The sequence below is a fragment of the Neobacillus phoenicis genome, from assembly GCF_047302305.1.
Lineage (GTDB): Bacteria > Bacillota > Bacilli > Bacillales > Cytobacillaceae > Neobacillus.
The window spans coordinates 1,566,178-1,586,972 of sequence record NZ_CP154847.1; the positions used below are offsets into that span (position 1 = coordinate 1,566,178).

At 39.6% G+C, this 20,795-nt stretch carries 25 protein-coding genes; 18 read left to right on the forward strand and 7 right to left on the reverse strand.

The genetic code is table 11. The features are described from left to right. The first annotated feature begins 57 nt into the window (after positions 1-57). The 4 genes from AA0X95_RS08025 (at position 58) to kapD (ending at position 3,239) form a co-directional block, all read left to right on the forward strand. Positions 58-1,566: a leucyl aminopeptidase gene (locus tag AA0X95_RS08025; protein WP_413307594.1), complete on the forward strand. Its 1,509-nt coding sequence runs from the start codon at positions 58-60 to the stop codon at positions 1,564-1,566. Positions 1,567-1,687: 121 nt separating this feature from the next. Then, positions 1,688-1,921, forward strand: a complete 234-nt coding sequence (locus AA0X95_RS08030) for a hypothetical protein (RefSeq protein ID WP_413307596.1) — start codon at positions 1,688-1,690, stop codon at positions 1,919-1,921. Between the two features lie 123 nt (positions 1,922-2,044). Beyond that, on the forward strand, positions 2,045-2,428 hold the full coding sequence (locus AA0X95_RS08035) for a hotdog fold thioesterase (RefSeq protein ID WP_413307599.1): 384 nt from the start codon (positions 2,045-2,047) through the stop codon (positions 2,426-2,428). A 187-nt stretch (positions 2,429-2,615) separates the two neighbouring features. Next, on the forward strand, positions 2,616-3,239 hold the full coding sequence (gene kapD, locus AA0X95_RS08040; RefSeq protein WP_413307602.1) for a 3'-5' exonuclease KapD: 624 nt from the start codon (positions 2,616-2,618) through the stop codon (positions 3,237-3,239). Between the two features lie 239 nt (positions 3,240-3,478). On the opposite strand, the gene AA0X95_RS08045 is transcribed toward kapD, so the two are convergent. Next, a complete protein-coding gene (locus AA0X95_RS08045) occupies positions 3,479-3,859 on the reverse strand; it encodes a kinase-associated lipoprotein B (protein WP_413307604.1) in 381 nt (126 codons plus the stop codon). Positions 3,860-3,979: 120 nt separating this feature from the next. Here AA0X95_RS08045 and AA0X95_RS08050 point away from each other — a divergent pair, with 120 nt between their 5' ends. The 7 genes from AA0X95_RS08050 (at position 3,980) to AA0X95_RS08080 (ending at position 8,513) form a co-directional block, all read left to right on the forward strand. Next, positions 3,980-4,720, forward strand: coding sequence for a peptidylprolyl isomerase (locus AA0X95_RS08050; protein WP_413307608.1), 741 nt, complete (start codon positions 3,980-3,982; stop codon positions 4,718-4,720). 281 nt (positions 4,721-5,001) lie between these two features. Further along, positions 5,002-5,214 (forward strand): hypothetical protein, encoded by a 213-nt coding sequence (locus AA0X95_RS08055; RefSeq protein ID WP_413307611.1) that lies wholly within the window; start codon positions 5,002-5,004, stop codon positions 5,212-5,214. Between the two features lie 96 nt (positions 5,215-5,310). Next, positions 5,311-5,859, forward strand: coding sequence for a superoxide dismutase family protein (locus AA0X95_RS08060; RefSeq protein ID WP_413307614.1), 549 nt, complete (start codon positions 5,311-5,313; stop codon positions 5,857-5,859). A 130-nt stretch (positions 5,860-5,989) separates the two neighbouring features. Continuing rightward, complete coding sequence (locus tag AA0X95_RS08065; protein ID WP_413307617.1) at positions 5,990-6,442, forward strand: hypothetical protein; 453 nt, start codon at positions 5,990-5,992, stop codon at positions 6,440-6,442. Between the two features lie 137 nt (positions 6,443-6,579). Beyond that, a complete protein-coding gene (locus AA0X95_RS08070) occupies positions 6,580-7,773 on the forward strand; it encodes an alanyl-tRNA editing protein (RefSeq protein WP_413307621.1) in 1,194 nt (397 codons plus the stop codon). Between the two features lie 69 nt (positions 7,774-7,842). Then, positions 7,843-8,220, forward strand: coding sequence for a PH domain-containing protein (locus AA0X95_RS08075; RefSeq protein WP_308082671.1), 378 nt, complete (start codon positions 7,843-7,845; stop codon positions 8,218-8,220). A 29-nt stretch (positions 8,221-8,249) separates the two neighbouring features. After that, entirely contained in the window at positions 8,250-8,513 is a 264-nt protein-coding gene (locus tag AA0X95_RS08080) for a DUF1871 family protein (RefSeq protein ID WP_413307625.1), read from the forward strand. A 162-nt stretch (positions 8,514-8,675) separates the two neighbouring features. Here the strand turns inward: AA0X95_RS08080 and AA0X95_RS08085 are convergent, their stop codons facing one another. Then, positions 8,676-8,906 carry a helix-turn-helix domain-containing protein gene (locus AA0X95_RS08085; RefSeq protein WP_413309898.1) on the reverse strand — a complete coding sequence of 77 codons (231 nt, stop codon included), beginning with the start codon at positions 8,904-8,906 and terminating at the stop codon, positions 8,676-8,678. Positions 8,907-9,089: 183 nt separating this feature from the next. Between AA0X95_RS08085 and yugI the strand changes: the two genes are divergently transcribed. Continuing rightward, complete coding sequence (gene yugI, locus AA0X95_RS08090; RefSeq protein ID WP_413307628.1) at positions 9,090-9,491, forward strand: S1 domain-containing post-transcriptional regulator GSP13; 402 nt, start codon at positions 9,090-9,092, stop codon at positions 9,489-9,491. Between the two features lie 13 nt (positions 9,492-9,504). On the opposite strand, the gene AA0X95_RS08095 is transcribed toward yugI, so the two are convergent. Further along, on the reverse strand, positions 9,505-9,723 hold the full coding sequence (locus AA0X95_RS08095) for a hypothetical protein (RefSeq protein ID WP_413307630.1): 219 nt from the start codon (positions 9,721-9,723) through the stop codon (positions 9,505-9,507). Positions 9,724-9,835: 112 nt separating this feature from the next. Here AA0X95_RS08095 and AA0X95_RS08100 point away from each other — a divergent pair, with 112 nt between their 5' ends. Both AA0X95_RS08100 and AA0X95_RS08105 read left to right on the forward strand, forming a co-directional pair. Beyond that, entirely contained in the window at positions 9,836-11,035 is a 1,200-nt protein-coding gene (locus AA0X95_RS08100; RefSeq protein WP_413307632.1) for an ornithine--oxo-acid transaminase, read from the forward strand. Between the two features lie 24 nt (positions 11,036-11,059). Next, a complete protein-coding gene (locus AA0X95_RS08105; protein WP_413307634.1) occupies positions 11,060-12,331 on the forward strand; it encodes a Glu/Leu/Phe/Val family dehydrogenase in 1,272 nt (423 codons plus the stop codon). Positions 12,332-12,379: 48 nt separating this feature from the next. Here AA0X95_RS08105 and AA0X95_RS08110 read toward each other — a convergent pair whose 3' ends face one another. Next, positions 12,380-12,610 (reverse strand): DUF378 domain-containing protein, encoded by a 231-nt coding sequence (locus tag AA0X95_RS08110; RefSeq protein WP_413307637.1) that lies wholly within the window; start codon positions 12,608-12,610, stop codon positions 12,380-12,382. A 139-nt stretch (positions 12,611-12,749) separates the two neighbouring features. Between AA0X95_RS08110 and AA0X95_RS08115 the strand changes: the two genes are divergently transcribed. The 3 genes from AA0X95_RS08115 to AA0X95_RS08125 all read left to right on the forward strand — a co-directional run bounded on the left by AA0X95_RS08115 (position 12,750) and on the right by AA0X95_RS08125 (position 15,946). Beyond that, on the forward strand, positions 12,750-13,913 hold the full coding sequence (locus AA0X95_RS08115; RefSeq protein ID WP_413307640.1) for an iron-containing alcohol dehydrogenase: 1,164 nt from the start codon (positions 12,750-12,752) through the stop codon (positions 13,911-13,913). Positions 13,914-14,086: 173 nt separating this feature from the next. Further along, entirely contained in the window at positions 14,087-15,436 is a 1,350-nt protein-coding gene (locus AA0X95_RS08120; RefSeq protein WP_413307643.1) for a glucose-6-phosphate isomerase, read from the forward strand. 102 nt (positions 15,437-15,538) lie between these two features. Next, positions 15,539-15,946, forward strand: coding sequence for a YugN-like family protein (locus AA0X95_RS08125; RefSeq protein ID WP_413307645.1), 408 nt, complete (start codon positions 15,539-15,541; stop codon positions 15,944-15,946). A gap of 2 nt (positions 15,947-15,948) precedes the next feature. On the opposite strand, the gene AA0X95_RS08130 is transcribed toward AA0X95_RS08125, so the two are convergent. The 3 genes from AA0X95_RS08130 to AA0X95_RS08140 all read right to left on the reverse strand — a co-directional run bounded on the left by AA0X95_RS08130 (position 15,949) and on the right by AA0X95_RS08140 (position 18,913). Continuing rightward, positions 15,949-16,929, reverse strand: coding sequence for a potassium channel family protein (locus AA0X95_RS08130; RefSeq protein ID WP_413307647.1), 981 nt, complete (start codon positions 16,927-16,929; stop codon positions 15,949-15,951). Positions 16,930-17,040: 111 nt separating this feature from the next. After that, the gene (locus AA0X95_RS08135; protein ID WP_413307650.1) at positions 17,041-17,628 is read right to left on the reverse strand and encodes a helix-turn-helix domain-containing protein; all 588 of its coding nucleotides are present in this window, start codon (positions 17,626-17,628) and stop codon (positions 17,041-17,043) included. Between the two features lie 16 nt (positions 17,629-17,644). Next, on the reverse strand, positions 17,645-18,913 hold the full coding sequence (locus tag AA0X95_RS08140) for an MFS transporter (RefSeq protein WP_413307652.1): 1,269 nt from the start codon (positions 18,911-18,913) through the stop codon (positions 17,645-17,647). Positions 18,914-19,073: 160 nt separating this feature from the next. On the opposite strand from AA0X95_RS08140, the gene AA0X95_RS08145 reads away from it, so the two are divergent. Beyond that, a complete protein-coding gene (locus AA0X95_RS08145; protein WP_413307654.1) occupies positions 19,074-20,792 on the forward strand; it encodes a DUF6044 family protein in 1,719 nt (572 codons plus the stop codon). Positions 20,793-20,795 lie beyond the last annotated feature (3 nt).

Consider the following 20,795-nt stretch of genomic DNA (forward strand, 5'->3'; position numbering starts at 1 on the left):
GAAATAAATAAACCTTTTCGATATAATAGAGAAGACTAACATGGAGGTGAAGTGGACATGTTTCACGTTAAAAGAGAATTGGATTTTACAACAGAGCATGAAGGCTTGGTTATCGGTTTGTTTGATAAACCCGAGAAATTTACAGGATCATTAGCCAACTTTGATGAGAGGTTTGATGGACAGCTTACCGAATTGGTTAAGTCCGGTGACCTTTCTGCAAAATTAAAAAGTATTACAAAAGTACATAGCTTTGGAAAAATTGCAGCAAGACGCATTTGGTTTGTGGGATTAGGAAAAGAAAAAGAAGCATCCTTTGAAAAGGTTAGAGATGCATTTGGTAAGCTTTTTAAGGAGATTAAAGCAAGTAAGCTTGTAGAAACTGCCATCTTTTTAGATTCGTTTATAACAGACAAAGTAGATGCTTTGGATGCTGCACACGCATTAAGTGAGGCGTTTGCGTTATCTACCTATCAATTCGAAGGATATAAGCAAAAGTCGAATGAGCCAGAAAAAAAATTAGAGAATCTGTCTGTTTACTGTAACAGCAATGAGGAAGAAGATGTGCAGGCATCATTGAATGTTGGTTATGCTTTTGGAAAGGGGACCAACTCCGCAAGGACACTTGTAAACACTCCAGGTAACTTACTAACTGCAAGTGATATGGCCAACTATGCTAAAGAGCTTGCGGCCAAGTATGATTTTGAAGTGGAGATTTTAGATAAGGCAGAGCTTGAAAAGCTTGGAATGGGTGCGTTTCTTGCAGTTAATCAAGGGTCAACGGAGCCGCCTAAAATGATTGTTTTAAAATATCAAGGAAAAGACGAATGGAAGGATGTCATTGGTCTTGTTGGAAAAGGAATAACTTTTGATACGGGTGGCTACTCGATTAAAACAAAGGCTGGAATCGTGGGCATGAAAACTGACATGGGCGGAGCGGCTGCAGTCCTTGGTGCGATGGAGATTATCGGAGAAATTAGACCAGAGCAAAACGTGGTAGCGGTCATTCCTTCAACAGATAATATGATCAGCGGTGGGGCGTTTAAGCCAGACGATGTCATTACGTCTATGAGTGGGAAAACCATAGAGGTGCTAAATACAGACGCTGAAGGACGCCTTGTGCTAGCAGATGCAGTTACATATGCGAAGCATCATGGGGCTGATTATTTAGTGGATGTTGCAACATTAACTGGTGGGGTTATTACTGCACTGGGTCTGCATACAACAGGTGCAATGACGAACCATGAATCATTATATGAGCAAGTACTGGAAGCTTCGATGGAAGCGGGAGAAAAAATGTGGCAATTGCCGTTGTTTGACACCGAGATTGAACGTGTAAGAAACAGTAAAGTAGCTGACTTGAATAACTCTCCTGGCAGTGAAGGTCATGCGTTGGTGGCTGGTGCGTTTATTGGCGAGTTTGCGGAAGGAACCCCATGGGTACACTTGGATATTGCTGGAACGGCTACTTCTTCGAAGGATTATGACCTAGGGCCAGCTGGTGCAACAGGAGTTATGACGCGTACGCTTGCCTTGTTTGTTGAACGATTTGAACCGATTGGAAAATAGACTGGAGAAAGCTTCATAATGGATTTAGAGGATTACATACGCTTTTGCCCACTCCAAACCCCATCCTTTTGCATATGCAATAGTGTAGGCAAGTATAGATGAAAAAAGGAGGTAATGGTGTATGTACCCTTATCGAAGCCCGTACCCGGTACATGATCAACGATTTATTGGCTTTGGATTGCCGTTAGCGATAGGTGGACTTAGTTTTCTAGGAGGCTTACTAGGAGGCGGATTAGGAGCATCTTTTGCAGCACGCCCTTTTTATGGCGGCTTCGGCTACCCTGGCTTCGGATATCCAGGCTTCGGATATCCAGGCTTCGGCTATCCACCTATGGGATTTCCAGGTTATTATTAGGAACAAGTTAAAAACAGCTCTCGAGGCTGTTTTTTTTCGTTTAGGTGATTAATAAAAAAGGAAATTTCTAAGAAATGGAGAATAGGTTTAAATAGAAATGATATACATATCGGAGGGATAGAAATGATAAAGGATACATTAATTGAAGCGCTCGGAATAGAAATTACTCAATTGGGAGAAGGGAAAGTCACTGCCACAATGCCGGTAGATGAGCGAACTCGCCAGCCTTTTGGCTTACTGCATGGAGGGGCATCTGTTGCCTTAGCAGAGACAGTCGCAAGTATTGGAGCTTATGAATTAGTGGATAAAGAAACAGAGGGTGTGGCTGGGTTAGAAATAAACGCAAACCATGTTCGTCCGAAAACCGAAGGTGTAGTTACTGCAGTAGGGACCATTCTTCACCAAGGGAAATCAACGATGGTTTGGGATATTAAAATCACCGATGAACAAGATCGACTGATTTGTGTTTCTAGATGTACAATGGCAGTGATTAAATTAAAAAAATAACATAACCAAATAAAGAATGGGAATTTTTCCATTCTTTTTTATGTCTATTGTACAAAAATTTAAAAAATTTAGATTGGATTCATGATATAATCAAAGATATAAAAAAAAATAGAAAAAAAGCACAATTTTTTGTACAGGTTTCTTTATATAATGATAGTAGATGGAAAAGATTGGTGGTGAAATTGAAATGAGAACAAAGAAGCAATATTTATTTATTGATTTTGAATTTACAATGCCAGAGCGAAATATGCGTATGAAGGACTTTTTTGCGGAGATCATCGAGGTGGGAATTGTTGCCGTAGTTGGTGATGAAGTGACGGAACAATTTTCTTCCTATGTTACACCACTTAAATTCCCGAAACTATCAGAACGCTGCAAATCATTCTTACATATTTCACAGCAGCAAGTTGATAAGGGGTTATCAATTTATGAACTTATAAAAAAGCTGGAGGAGTTCAATAAAAATAACTATGATACCACTATTGTTACTTGGGGAAATATGGATATGAAGGTCTTACGGCATAATTGTTTACAGGCGGGTGTGCCATTTCCTTTTAAGGCAGCTGAATTAGATTTGTCTATGGAATATAAACGGTTCTTTGGTGATCAAAATCAAACCGGCCTATGGAAAGCTGTTCAGGAATATGGCAAAGAAGGGACAGGCAGGCATCACCGGGCATTAGATGATGCGTTAACTACCTACAATATATTCAAACTTGTTGAAAAGGATAAACGTTACTTGGAAAAACCAAAACCAACAACTATTGGGGATCGTATTGATTTTTCGAAGCTATTAAATGAATTTGCATAAAAGGCCAAATCATTCAAACTGATTTGGCCTTTAGTATTCTATTTTATATTTATTTGGCTCTTTTAAACGTGTCTGTTGATTTCCGCTCCAGGCACTTCGCTTTCCGCGGGCGTGCCGGGGAGCCTCCTCGTCGCTTGCGCTCCTGCGGGGTCTCCCCTGCCCCGTACTCCCGCAGGAGTCTTCGTGCCTTCCGCTCCAATCAACATGTATTTTAGATCAACATAAGCATTAACATAGCCTTATATTTTATAGTCCTTTTCTAGTGCTGCGAGTGCTTTTAGGCTCATTTCGGCCCATTCTGATGGAGCTTCCTCGAGGTCTTTTTTCATTTTGGCCATAGCTTCTTTTAATGATTCCTGATAATCAGGGATTTCGCCTTCAAACTGTTTTACCATCTGTTTTGGAATATTAGCTTGCTCCCTAAAAGCGAGTGCCCGTCTTTCATGAAAAATTAGAACATCAGCATCCTTGGGATTATGTAAATCCCCTTGCATCGGATGTTTAAGAACACCTAAAACTCGTACTAAATAATGTTGAGGCCGAACCTCCGTTAATTCTCCAATATATTTCCCTGTTTTATAAATCCCTGTAACAATATCACCAATTTGCAACTCCGACACATCGATCACTCCTACCTTCTAATTGATTCTTCTTTCATTTTATTACGAAACATAGTAAATTAAAAACAATGTGTGAAATAATATTTATTCGTTTAAAGTGGATAATTGGAGGGAAGCTAAATGAGAAGGAAATTGCAAATAATTGTCACATTAATGACAATCGTTCTAGTATTGGCAGCATGTGGGACAAGTTCGGACAAGGAAGAAGCAAAAGTGAAAACTGCTACGCCAAAAACAGAACAAAAGAAAGGAGACGAACAAGTGTCAAATACAGTGTATCCTCAGTTAACTACTGAAGTAGCTGAGAATGAGAAATTGGTTGAAATGGAAACTTCCATGGGGAAAATCAAAATTAAATTATTCCCAGAATATGCACCAAAAGCAGTTGAGAACTTTGTGAAACACAGTGAAGAAGGGTATTACGACGGACTTATCTTTCATAGAGTTATAAACGATTTCATGATTCAGGGCGGAGACCCTAATGGGAATGGAACTGGTGGAGAAAGCATTTACGGTAATCCTTTTGAAGATGAATTCTCCAATAATCTATTCAATCTACGCGGAGCCCTTTCAATGGCTAACTCCGGTGCGAACACAAATGGCAGTCAGTTCTTTATTGTTCAAAAGACCTCTCTTGATCCATCTATGAAAGCGGAAATGGAAAAAGCGGGTTATCCAAAAGAAATGATAGAAGCCTATGATAAAAATGGTGGTACACCGTGGCTTGACCATCGCCATACCGTTTTTGGCCAAGTGGTTGAGGGGATGGATATTGTCGATAAGATTGCTAGTACCCCAGTAGATCCAAAGGATAAGCCTGAAAAAGACGTAGTTATTAAAAAAATAACCGTTTTAAAATAATGGCTGTGTTAAAGAACAGTGATGATTTTTATCCCCTGTTGTTTGGAGCGGAAGGCTCGAAGACTCCTGTGGGAGTACGGTTCAGGGGAGACCCCGCAGGCGCAAGCGCCGAGGAGGCTCGCCGAAACGCCCACGGAAAGCGAAGAGCCTGGAGCGGAAATCAACAGGCAATTTTAAAAGAGCCAAGATAAATGTAACTGTAAAATGATTCATTGGTAAGAAACGTTTTTTGTTGCTATAATTACTTTTTAGAGCCATTCCTTTTAGAAAGGGAGATAAAAATGTTTCTACCAACCGTTCTATCTTTGTTTTTATATTTTCCAGAAGATAAATCAGAATATATTCCTGCTGCCATTACGTTTGCTATCTTTTTAATTGGAGCTCTTCTGACGATGAGATTCATCATAAAGGTTTCCAAACGTGAGGCACAGAAGTCAAAAGAACTAGAGGATCAAATACTAAAAAATAATCAGTCCAATCAGAGAAACAGTTAACCATTGCTGTTTCTTTTTTTATACGAAAAGAGATGAATAGGTCTCCCCACTCAAGCCCATACTAAGCGCAAATTGTCTATTAATGGGGGAGTACATATGAAAAAAAGCTGGTTGATTGTTCCGTTTCTTTTGCTGACAGGATGCATGGAAAAGGAAGTGAAAAAACTGGATGTTGAAATGTTCAATGCTTCAGGGGACTCACTTGGAACAGTTACATTGGCCGAGCAATCCAGCGGTGTGAAAATGTCGGTAAATTTAAAGGGTTTGCCAGCTGGAGAGCATGCCATTCATATTCACGAAAAGGGGAAATGTGATGCACCTGATTTTAAATCAGCGGGAAATCATTTTAACCCAGAAAAAAAAGAACATGGACTCCTTCATCCCAAAGGGGCACATGCAGGAGACTTGCCAAATTTAATTGTAGAGGATAGTGGGTCTGTTACGGCAGAGCTAATGGCGCCAAATGTAACATTAAAGAATGGGAAGAAGTCGTTGTTTACGAAAGAAGGAACATCTATTGTCGTAACCGAAGGGAAGGATGATGGGATGACCCAACCAACGGGTGACTCTGGAAATCGAATCGCTTGTGGTGAAATTTCTAAGAATAAACAAGGACAAAAAAAGGCGCAGGAAGAAAAAGAATAAAAACGATGGCTATCTCTATCAGGGGATAGCTTTTTTATTTGTCAAAAAAATTTATTCAATATAGGTAGGAATCTAAGCTTATCCAAAAAGTGAGACATACACTACAGAGAGACGGTAAGGAGGCGATAAAATGGACAAAAGACAATTTGGCGGATTCCCAGGCCAAATGGGTTACCCACAAATGGGAGGCTTTCAACAACCTGGATTTGGACAAATGGGAGGCTACCAACAACCTGGATTTGGACAAATGGGAGGCTATCAGCAACCTGGATTTGGACAAATGGGAGGCTACCAGCAGCCTGGATTTGGACAAATGGGAGGTTACCAGCAGCCTGGATTTGGACAGATGATGGGAGGCTATCACCACCATCACGGCTATCCACAAATGATGGGAGGCTTTCCGCAACAAATGGGAGGCTTTCAACAACCGATGATGGGTGGGCAGCAAACAGGCTTACCACAAATGATGGGTGGACAGCAAACTGGATTCCCACAAATGATGGGCGGGCAACAGATGGGTGGATCGACTCAAGGACAGAAACCAACATCAATGGGCGGCCAACGGAAAAAAGACAAAAAATAATGAGTGTCATCTGAATACGTAGTTATAGGAAAACCTGTCAACTTTTTATAAGGGACAGGTTTTCCTATTTCTTGCTTTTTATCTTTTTTTTCAAGACAATGAATTCAACATAAATAAAAGAATTGGAGTGTAGTGACATGGAACAAAAGTTATATTATCAAGATGCGTACATACATACGTTTTCTGCCAAAATAGTAAAGCAAGAGCAAGATGAACAAGGACAGTGGTATGTTGTTTTAGACCAGACAGCCTTCTATCCAACTGGTGGAGGACAGCCTAATGATACAGGAAAAATTGCGGCCAAAAAGGTTATCAATGTTGAAGAAAAGGATGGAGAAATCCGACATTACTTCGAAACTCCATTAGAGAAAACGGAAGGAGTAATTGAAGGGAAAATTGATTGGAAAAGACGGTTCGACCATATGCAGCAGCATTGCGGGCAGCATATCTTATCAGCAGCCTTTGATCATCTTTTTCAATATAAAACGGTTGGTTTTCATTTAGGAGTAGAAACACTAACAATAGATCTTGAAACCGAGACTCTAACAGAACACGAAGTAAAGCGGGCAGAGGAGCTTGCAAATAAAATTATTTTAGAAAATAAAGAGATTGAAGTGAAATGGGTAACAGAGGAAGAACTGTCCCAATATGCCCTTCGAAAAGAGACGAAGGTAAAAGAGGATATACGGCTTGTGATTATTCCAGAATTTGATTATAACGGCTGTGGTGGAACACATCCTAAATCAACAGGAGAGGTTAGCGCGATAAAAATATTAAATTGGGAAAGACAGAAGAAGAAGATTCGGCTGCAATTTGTTTGCGGGAACCGAGTCATAAAACAGTTGGAGAGCAAGCAAAAGATTATGCTTGAATTAACTAAGCTACTAAATGCTCCCGAAAAGGAAATGGAAACTGCTGTCATTCGAATGATTGAGAATGCAAAAGGTTTGGAAAAAGCGTTAGAGCAAGTGCGGGAAAATTTACTTCAATATGAAGCTAAGGAATTATTATCCAAATCAGCTGGCACTCATCAAATAGTAGGTGAGGTATTTCAAAATCGCACCATCCAAGAGCTACAAAAGCTTGCTCGACTTATAACTGCAGAAAACGACCAGGTATTAGTTAGCTTTGTATCAACAAATGAAGGTAGAGTACAACTTGTGTGTGCTAGGGGTGCTGTTAGAGAAGAGAATATGAAAGGATTGGTTGGAGAAATTTTACCAATGATAAATGGAAAGGGCGGTGGAAATGAATCCTTTGCACAAGGCGGAGGAGATGCCCACCTATCAGCAGAAGAAATACTTGAACTTATCCTAGCACGTTTAAAATAGCTTCCTGTAAGTTTTCTTTGCTTGGCTAATTAGGTATACTTGGATTAGATACATGAGAGGGTGAAAATCGTGGGATTTTTAGATGGATTAATGGGAAATGCCTCAGAAGTAAATGCTGCAGAAGTACAGCGGGAATTCGGACGAGTTCTAGCACCGGCTGAACAAATTGAAAAGGCATATAAGCTTATTCGTGATATGTTTATTTTTACTAATAAGCGATTAATATTAGTAGACAAACAAGGACTAACAGGGAAAAAAGTCGAGTATCATTCGATTCCTTATAAAAGCATTACACATTTCAGTATTGAAACAGCAGGGAACTTTGACTTAGATGCAGAGCTAAAAATCTGGATCTCAGGGAATGCCCTTCCATTACAAAAGCAATTTAATAAAAACCTTAACATCTATGAACTTCAAAGTGTTCTTGCAGAATACGTTCTGAAATAATACGACGAAGATGAGTTGGAGAGAATAAGATGAGAAAAGAGCTTCAAACAAACTTGCAATATGTGGACGCATTGAATGAGTGGGATCCATTTCAATTAAACACGGGCGGCTATGAAACAGAGATTGCTGATACAGTGCAAGCAGTGCATGAATTAAATGATTCTAAAAAGCTGGCTGAGCGAATTCAAGCTATTTATGAGTTCTCATTCGAAAAACTAATCCCGATGGAAAGCTGCTTGAAAATGGCAGAGCAATTACTCGATATTAAAGCGAACGAATCTTGTTCTATCTAATAAAAAAAAGGACAAACCATTATGGTTGTCCTCTCAAAAAGGGGGAATACTAGAAAGCTTTATAGTTAAAGCTTTTCCAGATTCCTCTTTTTATATACTACTAAACAAGAAAAAATAAAAAAGCGGTATTTTTTGAACCCGCTTTTCAACTTGGATTAATAATCACTCACTATGGGCTAATAACTCAGCAGCAGGGATATCTAGAACAGTAGATAATTTCAGTATCGTTTGATTACTAGGAATTTGTTCCCCAGATTCATATTTTTCAATGGTTTGTGTCCCCACTCTAACCTTTTGTGCTAGTTCCTCTTGGGTCATGTTTACTCTTTCTCGGTAAGTTTTAATGGTGTGGCCGAGTGCATTCATACCGTTCACCTCTTTTAGAAAAAATATTTTCTCACTATTAGTATATCATTGTATATTTTTTTTACTTATTCCCTTTTTGAACATTCTGTTAAAAAATTCTTCCAGACCCAACAATCATGGAGAAGCTTTTTTGATTAAACCTATATAGTATGATATAATCTTATAATGCGTATATAAGGGTATAAATAATTATTACTTAGGAGTGTTTTCATGTCAGAAAAATTCGAAACAGGCAGTATTGTAACAGGTAAAGTAACGGGTATTCAACCATATGGTGCGTTCGTAGCGTTAGACGAAAATACACAAGGTCTTGTACACATCTCCGAAATCACGCACGGCTATGTAAAAGATATCAATGAACACCTTAAAGTTGGAGATGAAATCAAGGTTAAGGTATTATCTGTGGACGAAAGTGCTGGAAAAATTGGTTTATCTATTCGTGCAACAGAAGAAGCACCTGTTCAACAACAAGCTGTGAAAGCGAAGAAGCCTCGTAAACGCCAGGCAGCAGCAATTATTCCAGAAGCTGATGGCCAACAAGGTTTTAATACGTTAAAAGATAAGCTTCAAGAGTGGATTGATCAGTCACAACGCGAAGAAATAAAAAAATAAAGATTCTAAAAGCCTAGGCCTTGCTATGACACATAGCTTGGACTAGGCTTTTTTTTGTAGGCGCCGTTAAGCTTGACTGTTTATTTCCGCTCCAGGCGCTTCGCTTTCCGCGGGCGGTCGGGGAGCCTCCTCGTCGCTGCGCTCCTGCGGGGTCTCCCCCTGACACGCTTTTCCCGCAGGAGTCTTCGCGCCTTCCGCTCCAATCAATAATGTGCCAACTTATCCTATCCATCAGAAAAAGAAAAATAGAAAAAGTTTTTTAGAAGTGTTCATTCTTTTTTGGGGCTCGGCTACAATAGAACTGTACATACATAAATTTCAGGATTGAAATGGAGGAAAGAATTATGAAATCTAACGTTAATACAAGTGCATTGATTGAGAAAACAGAGAAATATGGTGCAAATAACTATCATCCGCTTCCAATTGTCATATCACGTGCAGAAGGTGTTTGGGTGGAAGACCCGGAAGGTAATAAATACATGGACATGCTTAGTGCCTATTCTGCGGTAAACCAAGGTCACCGTCATCCAAAAATCATTCAGGCATTAAAGGACCAGGCAGACAAGGTGACATTAACCTCACGTGCTTTCCATAATGATCAGCTTGGCCCATGGTATGAAAAAGTATGTCAATTAACGAATAAAGAAATGGTCCTTCCAATGAACACGGGTGCGGAAGCTGTCGAAACCGCTATAAAGGCCGCACGCCGCTGGAGCTATGATGTGAAGGGGATTGCCGAAGACCAAGCAGAAATTATTGCTTGTGTAGGAAACTTTCACGGAAGAACAATGACAGCCGTTTCATTATCCTCCGATCCTGAATATAAACGTGGATTTGGTCCAATGCTTCCAGGAATTAAGCTCATTCCTTATGGAGATTTAGAGGCCTTACAAGCAGCGATTACTCCAAATACAGCTGCATTCTTAATTGAACCGATTCAAGGTGAAGCCGGCATTGTCATTCCGCCTGAAGGGTTTATCAAGCAAGCAATGGACCTTTGTAAGAAAAATAATGTTCTTTTTATCGCAGATGAAATTCAAGCGGGACTAGCTCGTACGGGTAAAATGTTTGCATGTGAATGGGAGGGCATTGAACCGGACATGTATATTCTTGGAAAAGCACTTGGTGGGGGAGTATTCCCCATTTCATGTGTCGTTGCCAATAAGGATATCTTGGGAGTATTTAATCCTGGTTCACATGGCTCTACGTTTGGCGGCAATCCAATGGCTTGTGCGGTTTCTATTGCAGCCTTGGATGTGTTGGTTGAGGAACAGCTTGCACAAAAATCATTAGAGCTTGGAGAATATTTTATTAACAAATTAAAAGAGATTAAGAATCCTAAAATAAAGGACGTTCGCGGAAGAGGCTTGTTCATCGGAGTAGAATTGACAGAAGCGGCTCGTCCGTATTGTGAGCAATTAAAAGATTTCGGACTGCTATGTAAAGAGACTCATGACACAGTCATTCGTTTTGCACCTCCGCTCGTCATTACTAAAGAAGAGCTAGATTGGGCAATTGAACGGATTATCAAAGTATTAGGTTAAGATTAACAAAATAGGGGTGCAAAAATGGGGACTAATGATGGAGATGGAATGGAAAAGGAAAAAATCAATCCTCTTTCATCAACGCAGATTGTTATTCATGATGCATTAAAAAAGCTTGGCTACAATCAAGAAGTATATCATTTATTGGAAGAACCTTTAAAAACCATGACCGTACGAATTCCCATTCGTATGGATGATGGTTCTACAAAAGTTTTTACAGGATTCCGTGCCCAGCATAATGATGCGGTTGGACCGACAATGGGCGGTGTCCGCTTTCACCCCATGGTAAGCGAACATGAAGTCAAGGCACTTTCCATGTGGATGAGCTTGAAATGTGGGATTGCTGATTTACCCTTTGGTGGGGGGAAGGGCGGTATTGTATGTAACCCAAGGACCATGTCATCGGGTGAACTTGAACGTTTAAGTCGTGGATATGTTCGTGCAATCAGCCAAATTGTTGGGCCGACGAAGGATATACCTGCACCAGATATGTATACAAATTCGCAGGTTATGGCCTGGATGATGGATGAATACAGCCGTCTCCGCCAATTTGATTCTCCCGGCTTTATAACGGGGAAACCGCTCGTGCTTGGAGGATCGGAGGGTCGGGAAAAAGCAGGAGCAAAGGGTGTAACGATTTGTATTGAAGAAGCAGCCCAAAAAAGAGGAATTACTATAAATGGTGCCCGAGTTATTATCCAAGGTTTTGGAAATGCCGGAAGTTTTATTGCGAAATTTCTTCATGAAATGGGTGCCAGGATTATTGGGATTTCAGATGTCTATGGTGCACTTTATAATCCTGATGGTTTGCCAATTCAATATTTATTAGACCGCCGTGATAGCTTTGGTACAATAACTACCCTTTTTGAGGGTGTGATTTCCAATCAAGAACTGCTTGAACAAGAATGTGATATTTTAATACCAGCCGCTGTCTCGAATCAAATTACTGCTGAAAATGCACATAATATTAAAGCAAAGATTGTGGTGGAAGCTGCCAATGGACCTACTACATTTGAAGCAACAAAAATACTTACAGAGCGACAAATTATGCTTGTGCCTGATGTACTTGCAGGTGCAGGTGGTGTTACTGTTTCCTATTTTGAGTGGGTTCAAAACAATCAAGGATATTATTGGAGTGAGGAAGAGGTTGAGTACAGATTGAGGGAGAGGGTTATCCAATCCTTCCATGATATTTACGAGCTGGCCCTAGAACGAAAAATTAATATGCGATTAGCCGCGTATATGGTGGGCGTTAGAAAAATGGCAGAGGCATCCTTATTTAGAGGATGGATTTAAAAAACCTTGCATTCTCTTTTGAGCTGCAAGGTTTTTTGTGTTATTGATTTACACTCGATCCGTTTCTGGCTCTCTTACACGTTCTTCGTTCGGTTTAAAAAGAAGACCGAGGTTGATCAATCCAGCAATACCTACTAAACCATAGATAATTCTAGAGAGAGCTGAATCTTGTCCTCCAAAAATAGCAGCAACAAGATCAAATTGAAAGAAGCCAATCAACCCCCAGTTAATGGCGCCGATAATAGTAAGAACTAGTGCAATACGTTGAATAGAACTCATTAAGTTTTCCTCCTTTAGGATGGTTTCATTTAATAGTGTGATTCAATTTTTCAGAACTATTCATTGAGTAATAATCATTATTTTTGCAAAAAAAAAGATAATAACTAATAATGTTTAATGAAAAGGAGAGTGCATACAAATGGAAAATTTCACATTTTATAATCCGACAAAGTTAATCTTTGGTAAGGGGCAACTCGAACAATTAAAAAAGGAAATACCAGCATACGGAAAAAAAGTATTACTTGTATATGGTGGAGGCAGTATTAAAAAGAGCGGCCTTTATGATAATGTTACTGCTCTTTTAAAAGAAATAGGTGCAGAAGTATTTGAACTATCTGGTGTAGAACCAAATCCACGAATTTCAACTGCTCGTAAAGGAGTGGAAATTTGTAAAAAGGAAGGAATTGAGTTTCTTTTAGCCGTAGGTGGAGGCAGTGTAATTGACTGTACAAAGCTAATAGCTGCAGGGGCAAAATATGACGGAGATGCTTGGGATATAGTGGTTAAAAAGACATTTGCTCGTGAGGCACTTCCATTCGGAACCGTATTGACCCTCGCTGCAACGGGTTCAGAAATGAACGCAGGCTCAGTTATTACAAATTGGGAGACCAATGAAAAATATGGCTGGGGTAGTCCAGTTACTTTCCCTAAATTTTCTATCTTAGATCCAGTTCATACGTACACAGTGCCAAAGAATCAAACCATCTATGGAATTGTGGATATGATGTCCCATGTACTTGAACATTACTTCCATCTGGAAGAAAAAACAGAGTTTCAAGATCGCATGTGTGAATCCCTGCTCGTAACAATTATGGAGACTGCGCCAAAATTATTAGCAGACCTTGAAAATTACGATTATCGAGCGACAATTCTATATAGCGGTACGATGGCATTAAACGGCATCTTGAACATGGGTTATCGAGGAGATTGGGCAACTCACAACCTGGAACATGCCGTATCAGCTGTTTATGATATTCCACATGGTGGAGGCTTAGCCATCCTTTTCCCTCACTGGATGAGACATAACCTAGCGGTAAAACCGGAGCGCTTTAAGCAATTAGCTGTAAGAGTATTTGGTGTGAACCCTGAAGGAAAGACAGCCGAGGAAGCAGGTCTTGAGGGAATTCAAAAATTACGTGAATTCTGGAGCAGCATTGAAGCCCCAGCACGTTTAGCTGACTATGATATTGATGACAGCAAGCTGGACTTAATGGCTGACCGGGCAATGGCAAACGGTGAGTTCGGTAATTTTAAAAAGTTGAATAGAGAAGATACCTTAGCAATTTATCGGGCATCATTATAATTTGGGGAGACTCGGGGCGAAATTGTCCGAGTCTTTTCTTAATTTTCCTCACTAAGTGACAATTTTTTTAAAACTGTCGAAAATGGGTACGCTTACAAGAGGGGACCTTCCTTGATTATCCGCTCATCATTGGTTAAAGTGGTTATTGAAAATAAATTTATGGAGGATCATACATGACACACGTTCGTTTTGATTACTCAAAAGCACTTACTTTTTTTGGGGAGCATGAACTTACATACCTGCGCGATGCAGTGAAAGTAGCACACCATTCTTTACATGAGAAAACGGGAGCAGGCAATGATTTTTTAGGATGGATTGACCTTCCAACGAATTATGATAAAGAAGAGTTCTCTCGTATTCAGAAATCTGCTGAGAAAATTAAAGGCGATTCCGATATCCTACTTGTGATTGGAATTGGCGGATCTTATCTTGGCGCAAGAGCAGCCATTGAAATGTTGCAGCACAGCTTTTATAATGCGCTAACAAAGGAACAACGCAAAACTCCAAAAATCATCTTTGTAGGGAACAATATCAGTTCCACTTATATGAGAGATTTAATGGATCTTCTTGAAGGTAAAGATTTTTCTATCAATGTAATTTCTAAGTCTGGAACAACAACTGAACCAGCGATTGCTTTCCGTATTTTCCGCAAGCTTCTTGAGGAAAAGTACGGTGTGGAAGAAGCGAGAAAAAGAATTTATGCAACAACTGATAAAGCAAGAGGAGCTTTAAAAACTCTTGCAACAGAAGAAGGCTATGAAACATTTGTCATTGCAGATGATATCGGCGGTCGTTACTCAGTTTTAACCGCTGTTGGACTGCTCCCAATTGCGGTGAGTGGCGCTAATATTGAAAGAATGATGGAGGGTGCAGCAGTAGCACAAGAGGACTTCGGTCATTCAGAGCTAGAAGAGAACCCAGCTTATCAATATGCAGCTGTTAGAAATGCCCTCTACAACAAAGGTAAAACTATTGAAATGCTAATTAATTATGAGCCAGGCCTACAGTATTTCTCTGAATGGTGGAAGCAACTGTTTGGAGAAAGTGAAGGAAAAGATCAAAAGGGAATCTTCCCATCTTCAGCCAATTTCTCAACAGATCTTCATTCACTTGGACAATATGTTCAAGAAGGACGCCGCGATTTATTTGAAACCATTATTAAGGTTGATAAGCCGCGTCATGAGTTGAAAATTGAAGCTATTGAAAATGATTTGGACGGACTTAATTATTTAGCTGGACAAACTGTGGATTTTGTTAATAACAAAGCATTTGAAGGAACTATGCTTGCACATACGGACGGAGGCGTACCAAATCTGATTGTCTCTATCCCTGCAATGGATGAGTATACATTTGGATACCTTGTCTATTTCTTTGAAAAAGCTTGTGCGATGAGCGGCTATCTTTTAGGTGTAAATCCATTTGACCAGCCGGGTGTTGAGGCGTATAAAGTTAACATGTTTGCCCTCTTAGGCAAGCCAGGATTTGAAGAAAAGAAAGCCGAATTAGAAAAGCGGTTAAAATAATTGAAAAAAGAGTGCTGATGCCATTAAAGCGTCAGCACTCTTTTGTTATGAAACGGTTTAGTTTGGAGAAACTAACCGTAATGACTAAAGGGGGTAAAATGTATGATTCAATTACCATCAAAGGTAGAGGGGCTTCAGTTTGATTTATACAAGCTGGAACAAAAATTAAAGCCAATTGGATATTCAATTGGCGGCAACTGGGATTATGATCATGGTGCTTTTGATTATAAGTTAAATGATGAAGAGGGCTACCAATTTTTAAGGCTGCCATTTTCAGCAGTAGACGGACAGCTTGATGCCAGGAACTGTACTGTTGAATTAGGGCGACCGTTTCTATTGTCCCATTTATACGAAGGAAATCTAGACGATGATGCGTCTACAGGAACTTTTTCAGGTTCAATTAATCAATTTCAGGATCCAATTGATAAGGATGCCAGTTTCCCTGAAAAATATATAGAGAATGGAAAGAATCTTGTTTCCGAATTAGAGATGCTTCTTTTAACCGATTAAACTTATTTAAATGTTAACAATTCATCGTTTTTCTCAATTGAAATGGAGTGGGAAGGATTCAACATGGTTTCTTCCCCTCTTTTTACCCCAATTAACAGGAGCCCCTTTTGTAATAATTCTTGGCAGCATTCTCCAAAGTTTTTCCCAATAAATGCTTCATCCACCGGATGGGAGGATAATCTTCTTTCCTGTAGCTGATGTACCACATTTGACAACAATCCATCTCCATTAGAATGAAGGCTATTAATCATAAAGACACTTGTTAGTTTATTGGATTGGATGACTTCATCTGCACCAGCGCGTAACGCATTTATGACTTGTTCTGCCGTTAATATTTCGACGATGCATTTAACTTGGGAGCAAAGGCCTTTAATCGTAAGTAATGTTAAAATGCTATTCATATCTGCCTGAAGTTCTTCACTTCCCCTATCTGCTGTAATTAGAACTTTCTCAGCTCTCTCTATATCACTTTTAATAATCGTTTCATCAACATGTCCTTTACCTTGAATAAAATGAACGTATTTTGAATGGACTGGATTAGTTTCAAGAGTATCATCAATGAGGACGATCATTTGCGGAAATTGAATCAATTTATTAATCAACTCTTTTGACCGTTCATTCCAGCCGATTATAACAATGTGGCCATTCCCTTTAAAGGGGATTTTCCCTTCGGACAAGGCATCTTGTTTAGTCACAGCAGCGGCTGCTAAGGTTCCAAAATACGAGGAAACAAATCCGACACCAAGTAATATTAAAATTAACGCAGTAATTCTGCCTAAAAGAGAATGAGGTACATAATCACCATAGCCAACTGTAGAGGCAGTGATAATGGCCCACCATATTCCGTCAAAAACCGTAGGAAAGGTTTGCGGTTCTAACAAGTGAATGGAAACTCCAAATGTTAGAAAAACAAGGATGGCTATGAATAAAATACGAATAAGGAGCGGCATTCGTAAAAAACTAATATAAACTCTGTTCGGCACATTCGTCACCTCCCTTGGATACTATCTATTATTATCCAAAAATGTTCATCTCATTATTGGGCGACAGAAAGAGGCTGACTCCATTGAGCCAGCCTCTATAGCCATGAATCGTTACTGAGCATCCTCGACTCGATAACTTAACATGATATAAGCATATTTTGACTTTTTATTTTTGTCTTCTTCTGAAAGCTTTGGCAGACTGGAATCATCGAAGGAACCTTGCTGCTCACTTTCTTCGCGAATCGACCGCATCATTCGACCATGCGAGGTTTCCCATTCTCTGCCTGTCAAGGTGGGCAAACTAATCATTAAATTTACTTGCTTATCAAAATCTGACTTTCCTTTTTTTAATTCGGATTGAAGCAGCTTCAATCCAGGCTCAAGAAGTTTCATGATTTCCTCCATTACTGAATCATGATGTTCTCTTAATAATGCTTCATCCAATTCAAATCTTTTGCCTGCAACCTGGGTTCTTTGATAGTATTTTTCAATTAAATTCCCTTGCTGTTTGGTCTCCACTAATTCTAGTAATCCTGCCTCCTCCAGCTTTTTTACATGATAATATAGCCGAGATTGTTTTTCATTTAATTCCTCGGCAATTTGGCTGACGGTTACAGGTTTGCTAGCAATGTCAAGAATACTTCTTTTTCTTACATCTAACATCATTTTTGCAATTTCAATATCATCTATTTTTTCCACAAATGTACCTCCAAGATTAATTAACGACGGCAGGCTGCTTTTCTCTTCGGACAGCGTCTGCGTCACTATGTTCCGATAGGCTTCTATACCCCTTCAGTAATGGCATCAAAATCGCAACAACGACTAGAAGGATACCTGAGATAGCAGTACCATACAATACACCAATTTCTCTGGAAAGCCAACCGCCCACTAGAATTCCAACAATAGAGGAAGTGCTGGCTGTTATTCCTAATAAAGAGGAACCTCTTCCTCTAAATGCAGCAGGTGTCACTTTTAAAAATAAGCTGCTCAACGGGACATTTAAAAAAGCGTTTAATACACCTACCATTATACTCCAAATATAGACAGGCAGGAGGCCAAATTGTAAACGGAAGCTGTCAACAGGGATGATGACCACCATCCAAAGTCCAATTACAGCAGTACCTGCTAAAAATATAGTACTGGGCCTGATGCGCTTGAGTGCATATGGTGCGGCAAAACCTGCACCGAATATTACGCCAACAGCGGTAGCTGCTTCAATAAATCCAAAATGGAAGGCGGACACATGGAATTGATTAGTGAGAACGGCAATAAGGTTGGTGTTCAATATTCCGCATACAAGTGTAATAGGAACCAATAGGACTAGCAAAAAACGTAATGCCGGCATGCCTATGACCTCTTTTACACCTGAGCGAATTGACATGAAATAGGATTCTTTAACGCTATCTTTAGTATGTTTTATTCTGCCAAGATTTCGGAGGGAAAGGATGAAGATAGCTGATAGACCAAAAGTAACCGCATCAATGGAAAAAATAAAATTATAATTGTTTGTCATCATTAATAAGGCACCAACGGAAGGACCAATGATATCCATGGCTGCTCTTGTTGATTGTGACAGAGAGATTGCCTGCTGAATATTTTCTTCACCAACTAAATCCGGTATGGATGATGAGCGGGCAGGGTCAAAGAGTGCAGATCCAAGCCCTTGAAGAGCGATAAGTAAGATCAGGGTTAAGGCAGAATGGTGGAAAGGAATCAGTAAAAGTACGATGACCATCCGATATACATCGGCCCCGACCATTAACCATCTGCGATTGTATTTATCAGCTAATGGGCCTAAAAGAATGCCAAAAAAGGCCGTTGGCAGAAGTTGGGCAAAAATGACTAAACCGATCGCAAAGGGATCCTTTGTTAAGGTGGCGACCAAGTAAACAATGGCTATCCGTGTAAATCCATCGCCTAATTGCGATATAATCTGACCTAACCAAAACCGAAAATAGGCCCGGTTACTAAGAATCTTCAACATTGTTGATCATCCTTCCAAAATATATTTTATCGTTAAAAAAATTTTTAATGGTTAAATTTATTTTAGCGGTTATTTTTCAATATGTAAATAATGGAAAACGTCTATTTTTGTCGATGTATGGGGTAAAGGAATAATTTTCATCATATAAGTAAAATTTAAAATGGAGGTTCTCTTTGAGAAAAAGGTTTTGAGGTGTAGAAGAGTGATTAATGAAACGAAAAAGGAGCAGAGATATATACTCTTTGCTTTACTAGTTCTAGGGATCTATCTCTCTCCGCTCTTTATTTTACAGGAAAATGCCCATATCCGGGTTCATGACAATTTAGATTCAAACCTGGCCTGGTACAAGGTGCTTGCGAGGAGCGGGGAAATGTTTGGTGCAGTCGATGCAACCATTCCTCAGATCATCAATGGACAGCTTCAGAGAAATGCCTTTGGGACGGAATACAGCATCATCGTTTGGCTTTATGCACTTTTCCCTACGATGATTGCATATGGACTCAGTCAGGCAATAACAAGAGTTGTAGCTTTTATCGGAATGTATTTATTGTTAAAGAGACATTTCCTGCCTGGCGGGAAATGGCTGGACCTGCAAATTGGCTGTGCACTTGCGTTTGCATTAACGCCTTTTTGGCCGTCAGGGATGCTCAGCACCTTAGGGATGCCCTTGGCATTATGGGCTTTCTTAAACATTCGAGCAGGTGCCGGTACTTGGAAGGATTATCTTGTCCTTACGCTATTGCCGTTGTACGCTAGCATTGTTTTGGGCTTCTTCTTTTTTCTAAGTGCGATGGGAATCTTCTGGCTGGTAGATGGTGTACGTGGGAAGGGCTGGAATCTGCGATTTTTGACCGCTATTGCTTATATGACTGCTATATTTATGCTCGTGGAATATCGCCTCGTGTTTTCCTTTCTATATACAGCTGAGCCGAATAGTCGTGATGAATATTTTCATGCTCACTTGTCATTTTGGAGAGCTGTAAGGCTTACCTTAAAGAATTACACGCTAGGACATACTCATGTCATGACGGTACATACATTATTTATTCTGCCTGCAATGTTTATCGCAAGCTATTATATTTTTAGAAAAAAGCTTTGGAAGCAGGAAAGGCTTTTTGTGTTTTTATTTTCATTAAATATTCTGCTATCCATCTGGTATGCCTTTTGGTTTTATGAAGGCTGGGTTCCATTAACCAACCGTTTTCATTTTATGAATACCTTTAATTTTGCACGCTACCACTTTTTAAGACCGCTCGTCATTTATAGTGGGTTTGCTCTTGCCTTAAGAATCATCGCTTTACAGGGGGTAAGTTGGGCCAGAACTGCAAAGTGGTTGCTTCTCTTACAAATTCTTTTTTTAGGATTATTTAATGATGAAATTATTTATCAACAAAAGCCAACAGTCAAAGAGTTTTACGCTGTGGATCTGTTTAAGGACATTAAAGAGCATATAGGTTTAAGGCAGGAGGAATACCGTGTGGCAAGTATCGGAATCCATCCTGCCATCTCTCAGTATAATGGATTTTACACGATTGACACCTATAATAATTTTTATCCCTTAAGCTATAAACATCAGTTTAGAAAAATAATTGAAAAGGAATTAGCGAAAAATAAAACCATTCGCAAATACTTTGACCAATGGGGCGGTCGCTGTTATTTGTTCACAGCACAGCTTGGAAAAAGATATATGATAAAAAAGGATTCAAAGCGGCATCTGAAACACTTGCAGTTGAATACAAAAGTGTTTAAAGAGATGGGCGGAAGGTACATTTTATCAGCATTACCAATCGAAAATGCCGAGGAAAATCACCTCTCATTGGATAGAGTGTTTGTTTCTAAGACATCGGCATGGAAGATTTACTTATACAAGACTTTGTAGACA

Bases quoted from the DNA above. Each gene is read 5' to 3' on its own strand.
- AA0X95_RS08065 (WP_413307617.1), top strand. From the start codon at position 5,990: ATGGACAAAAGACAATTTGGCGGATTCCCAGGCCAAATGGGTTACCCA.
- AA0X95_RS08025 (WP_413307594.1), top strand. From the start codon at position 58: ATGTTTCACGTTAAAAGAGAATTGGATTTTACAACAGAGCATGAAGGC.
- AA0X95_RS08055 (WP_413307611.1), top strand. From the start codon at position 5,002: ATGTTTCTACCAACCGTTCTATCTTTGTTTTTATATTTTCCAGAAGAT.
- AA0X95_RS08070 (WP_413307621.1), top strand. From the start codon at position 6,580: ATGGAACAAAAGTTATATTATCAAGATGCGTACATACATACGTTTTCT.
- AA0X95_RS08125 (WP_413307645.1), top strand. From the start codon at position 15,539: ATGATTCAATTACCATCAAAGGTAGAGGGGCTTCAGTTTGATTTATAC.
- AA0X95_RS08100 (WP_413307632.1), top strand. From the start codon at position 9,836: ATGAAATCTAACGTTAATACAAGTGCATTGATTGAGAAAACAGAGAAA.
- AA0X95_RS08145 (WP_413307654.1), top strand. From the start codon at position 19,074: ATGGAGGTTCTCTTTGAGAAAAAGGTTTTGAGGTGTAGAAGAGTGATT.
- AA0X95_RS08050 (WP_413307608.1), top strand. From the start codon at position 3,980: ATGAGAAGGAAATTGCAAATAATTGTCACATTAATGACAATCGTTCTA.
- AA0X95_RS08030 (WP_413307596.1), top strand. From the start codon at position 1,688: ATGTACCCTTATCGAAGCCCGTACCCGGTACATGATCAACGATTTATT.
- AA0X95_RS08115 (WP_413307640.1), top strand. From the start codon at position 12,750: ATGGAAAATTTCACATTTTATAATCCGACAAAGTTAATCTTTGGTAAG.
- AA0X95_RS08105 (WP_413307634.1), top strand. From the start codon at position 11,060: ATGGGGACTAATGATGGAGATGGAATGGAAAAGGAAAAAATCAATCCT.
- kapD (WP_413307602.1), top strand. From the start codon at position 2,616: ATGAGAACAAAGAAGCAATATTTATTTATTGATTTTGAATTTACAATG.
- AA0X95_RS08110 (WP_413307637.1), bottom strand. From the start codon at position 12,610: ATGAGTTCTATTCAACGTATTGCACTAGTTCTTACTATTATCGGCGCC.
- AA0X95_RS08060 (WP_413307614.1), top strand. From the start codon at position 5,311: ATGAAAAAAAGCTGGTTGATTGTTCCGTTTCTTTTGCTGACAGGATGC.
- AA0X95_RS08080 (WP_413307625.1), top strand. From the start codon at position 8,250: ATGAGAAAAGAGCTTCAAACAAACTTGCAATATGTGGACGCATTGAAT.
- AA0X95_RS08120 (WP_413307643.1), top strand. From the start codon at position 14,087: ATGACACACGTTCGTTTTGATTACTCAAAAGCACTTACTTTTTTTGGG.
- AA0X95_RS08095 (WP_413307630.1), bottom strand. From the start codon at position 9,723: ATGGATAGGATAAGTTGGCACATTATTGATTGGAGCGGAAGGCGCGAA.
- AA0X95_RS08140 (WP_413307652.1), bottom strand. From the start codon at position 18,913: ATGTTGAAGATTCTTAGTAACCGGGCCTATTTTCGGTTTTGGTTAGGT.
- AA0X95_RS08035 (WP_413307599.1), top strand. From the start codon at position 2,045: ATGATAAAGGATACATTAATTGAAGCGCTCGGAATAGAAATTACTCAA.
- yugI (WP_413307628.1), top strand. From the start codon at position 9,090: ATGTCAGAAAAATTCGAAACAGGCAGTATTGTAACAGGTAAAGTAACG.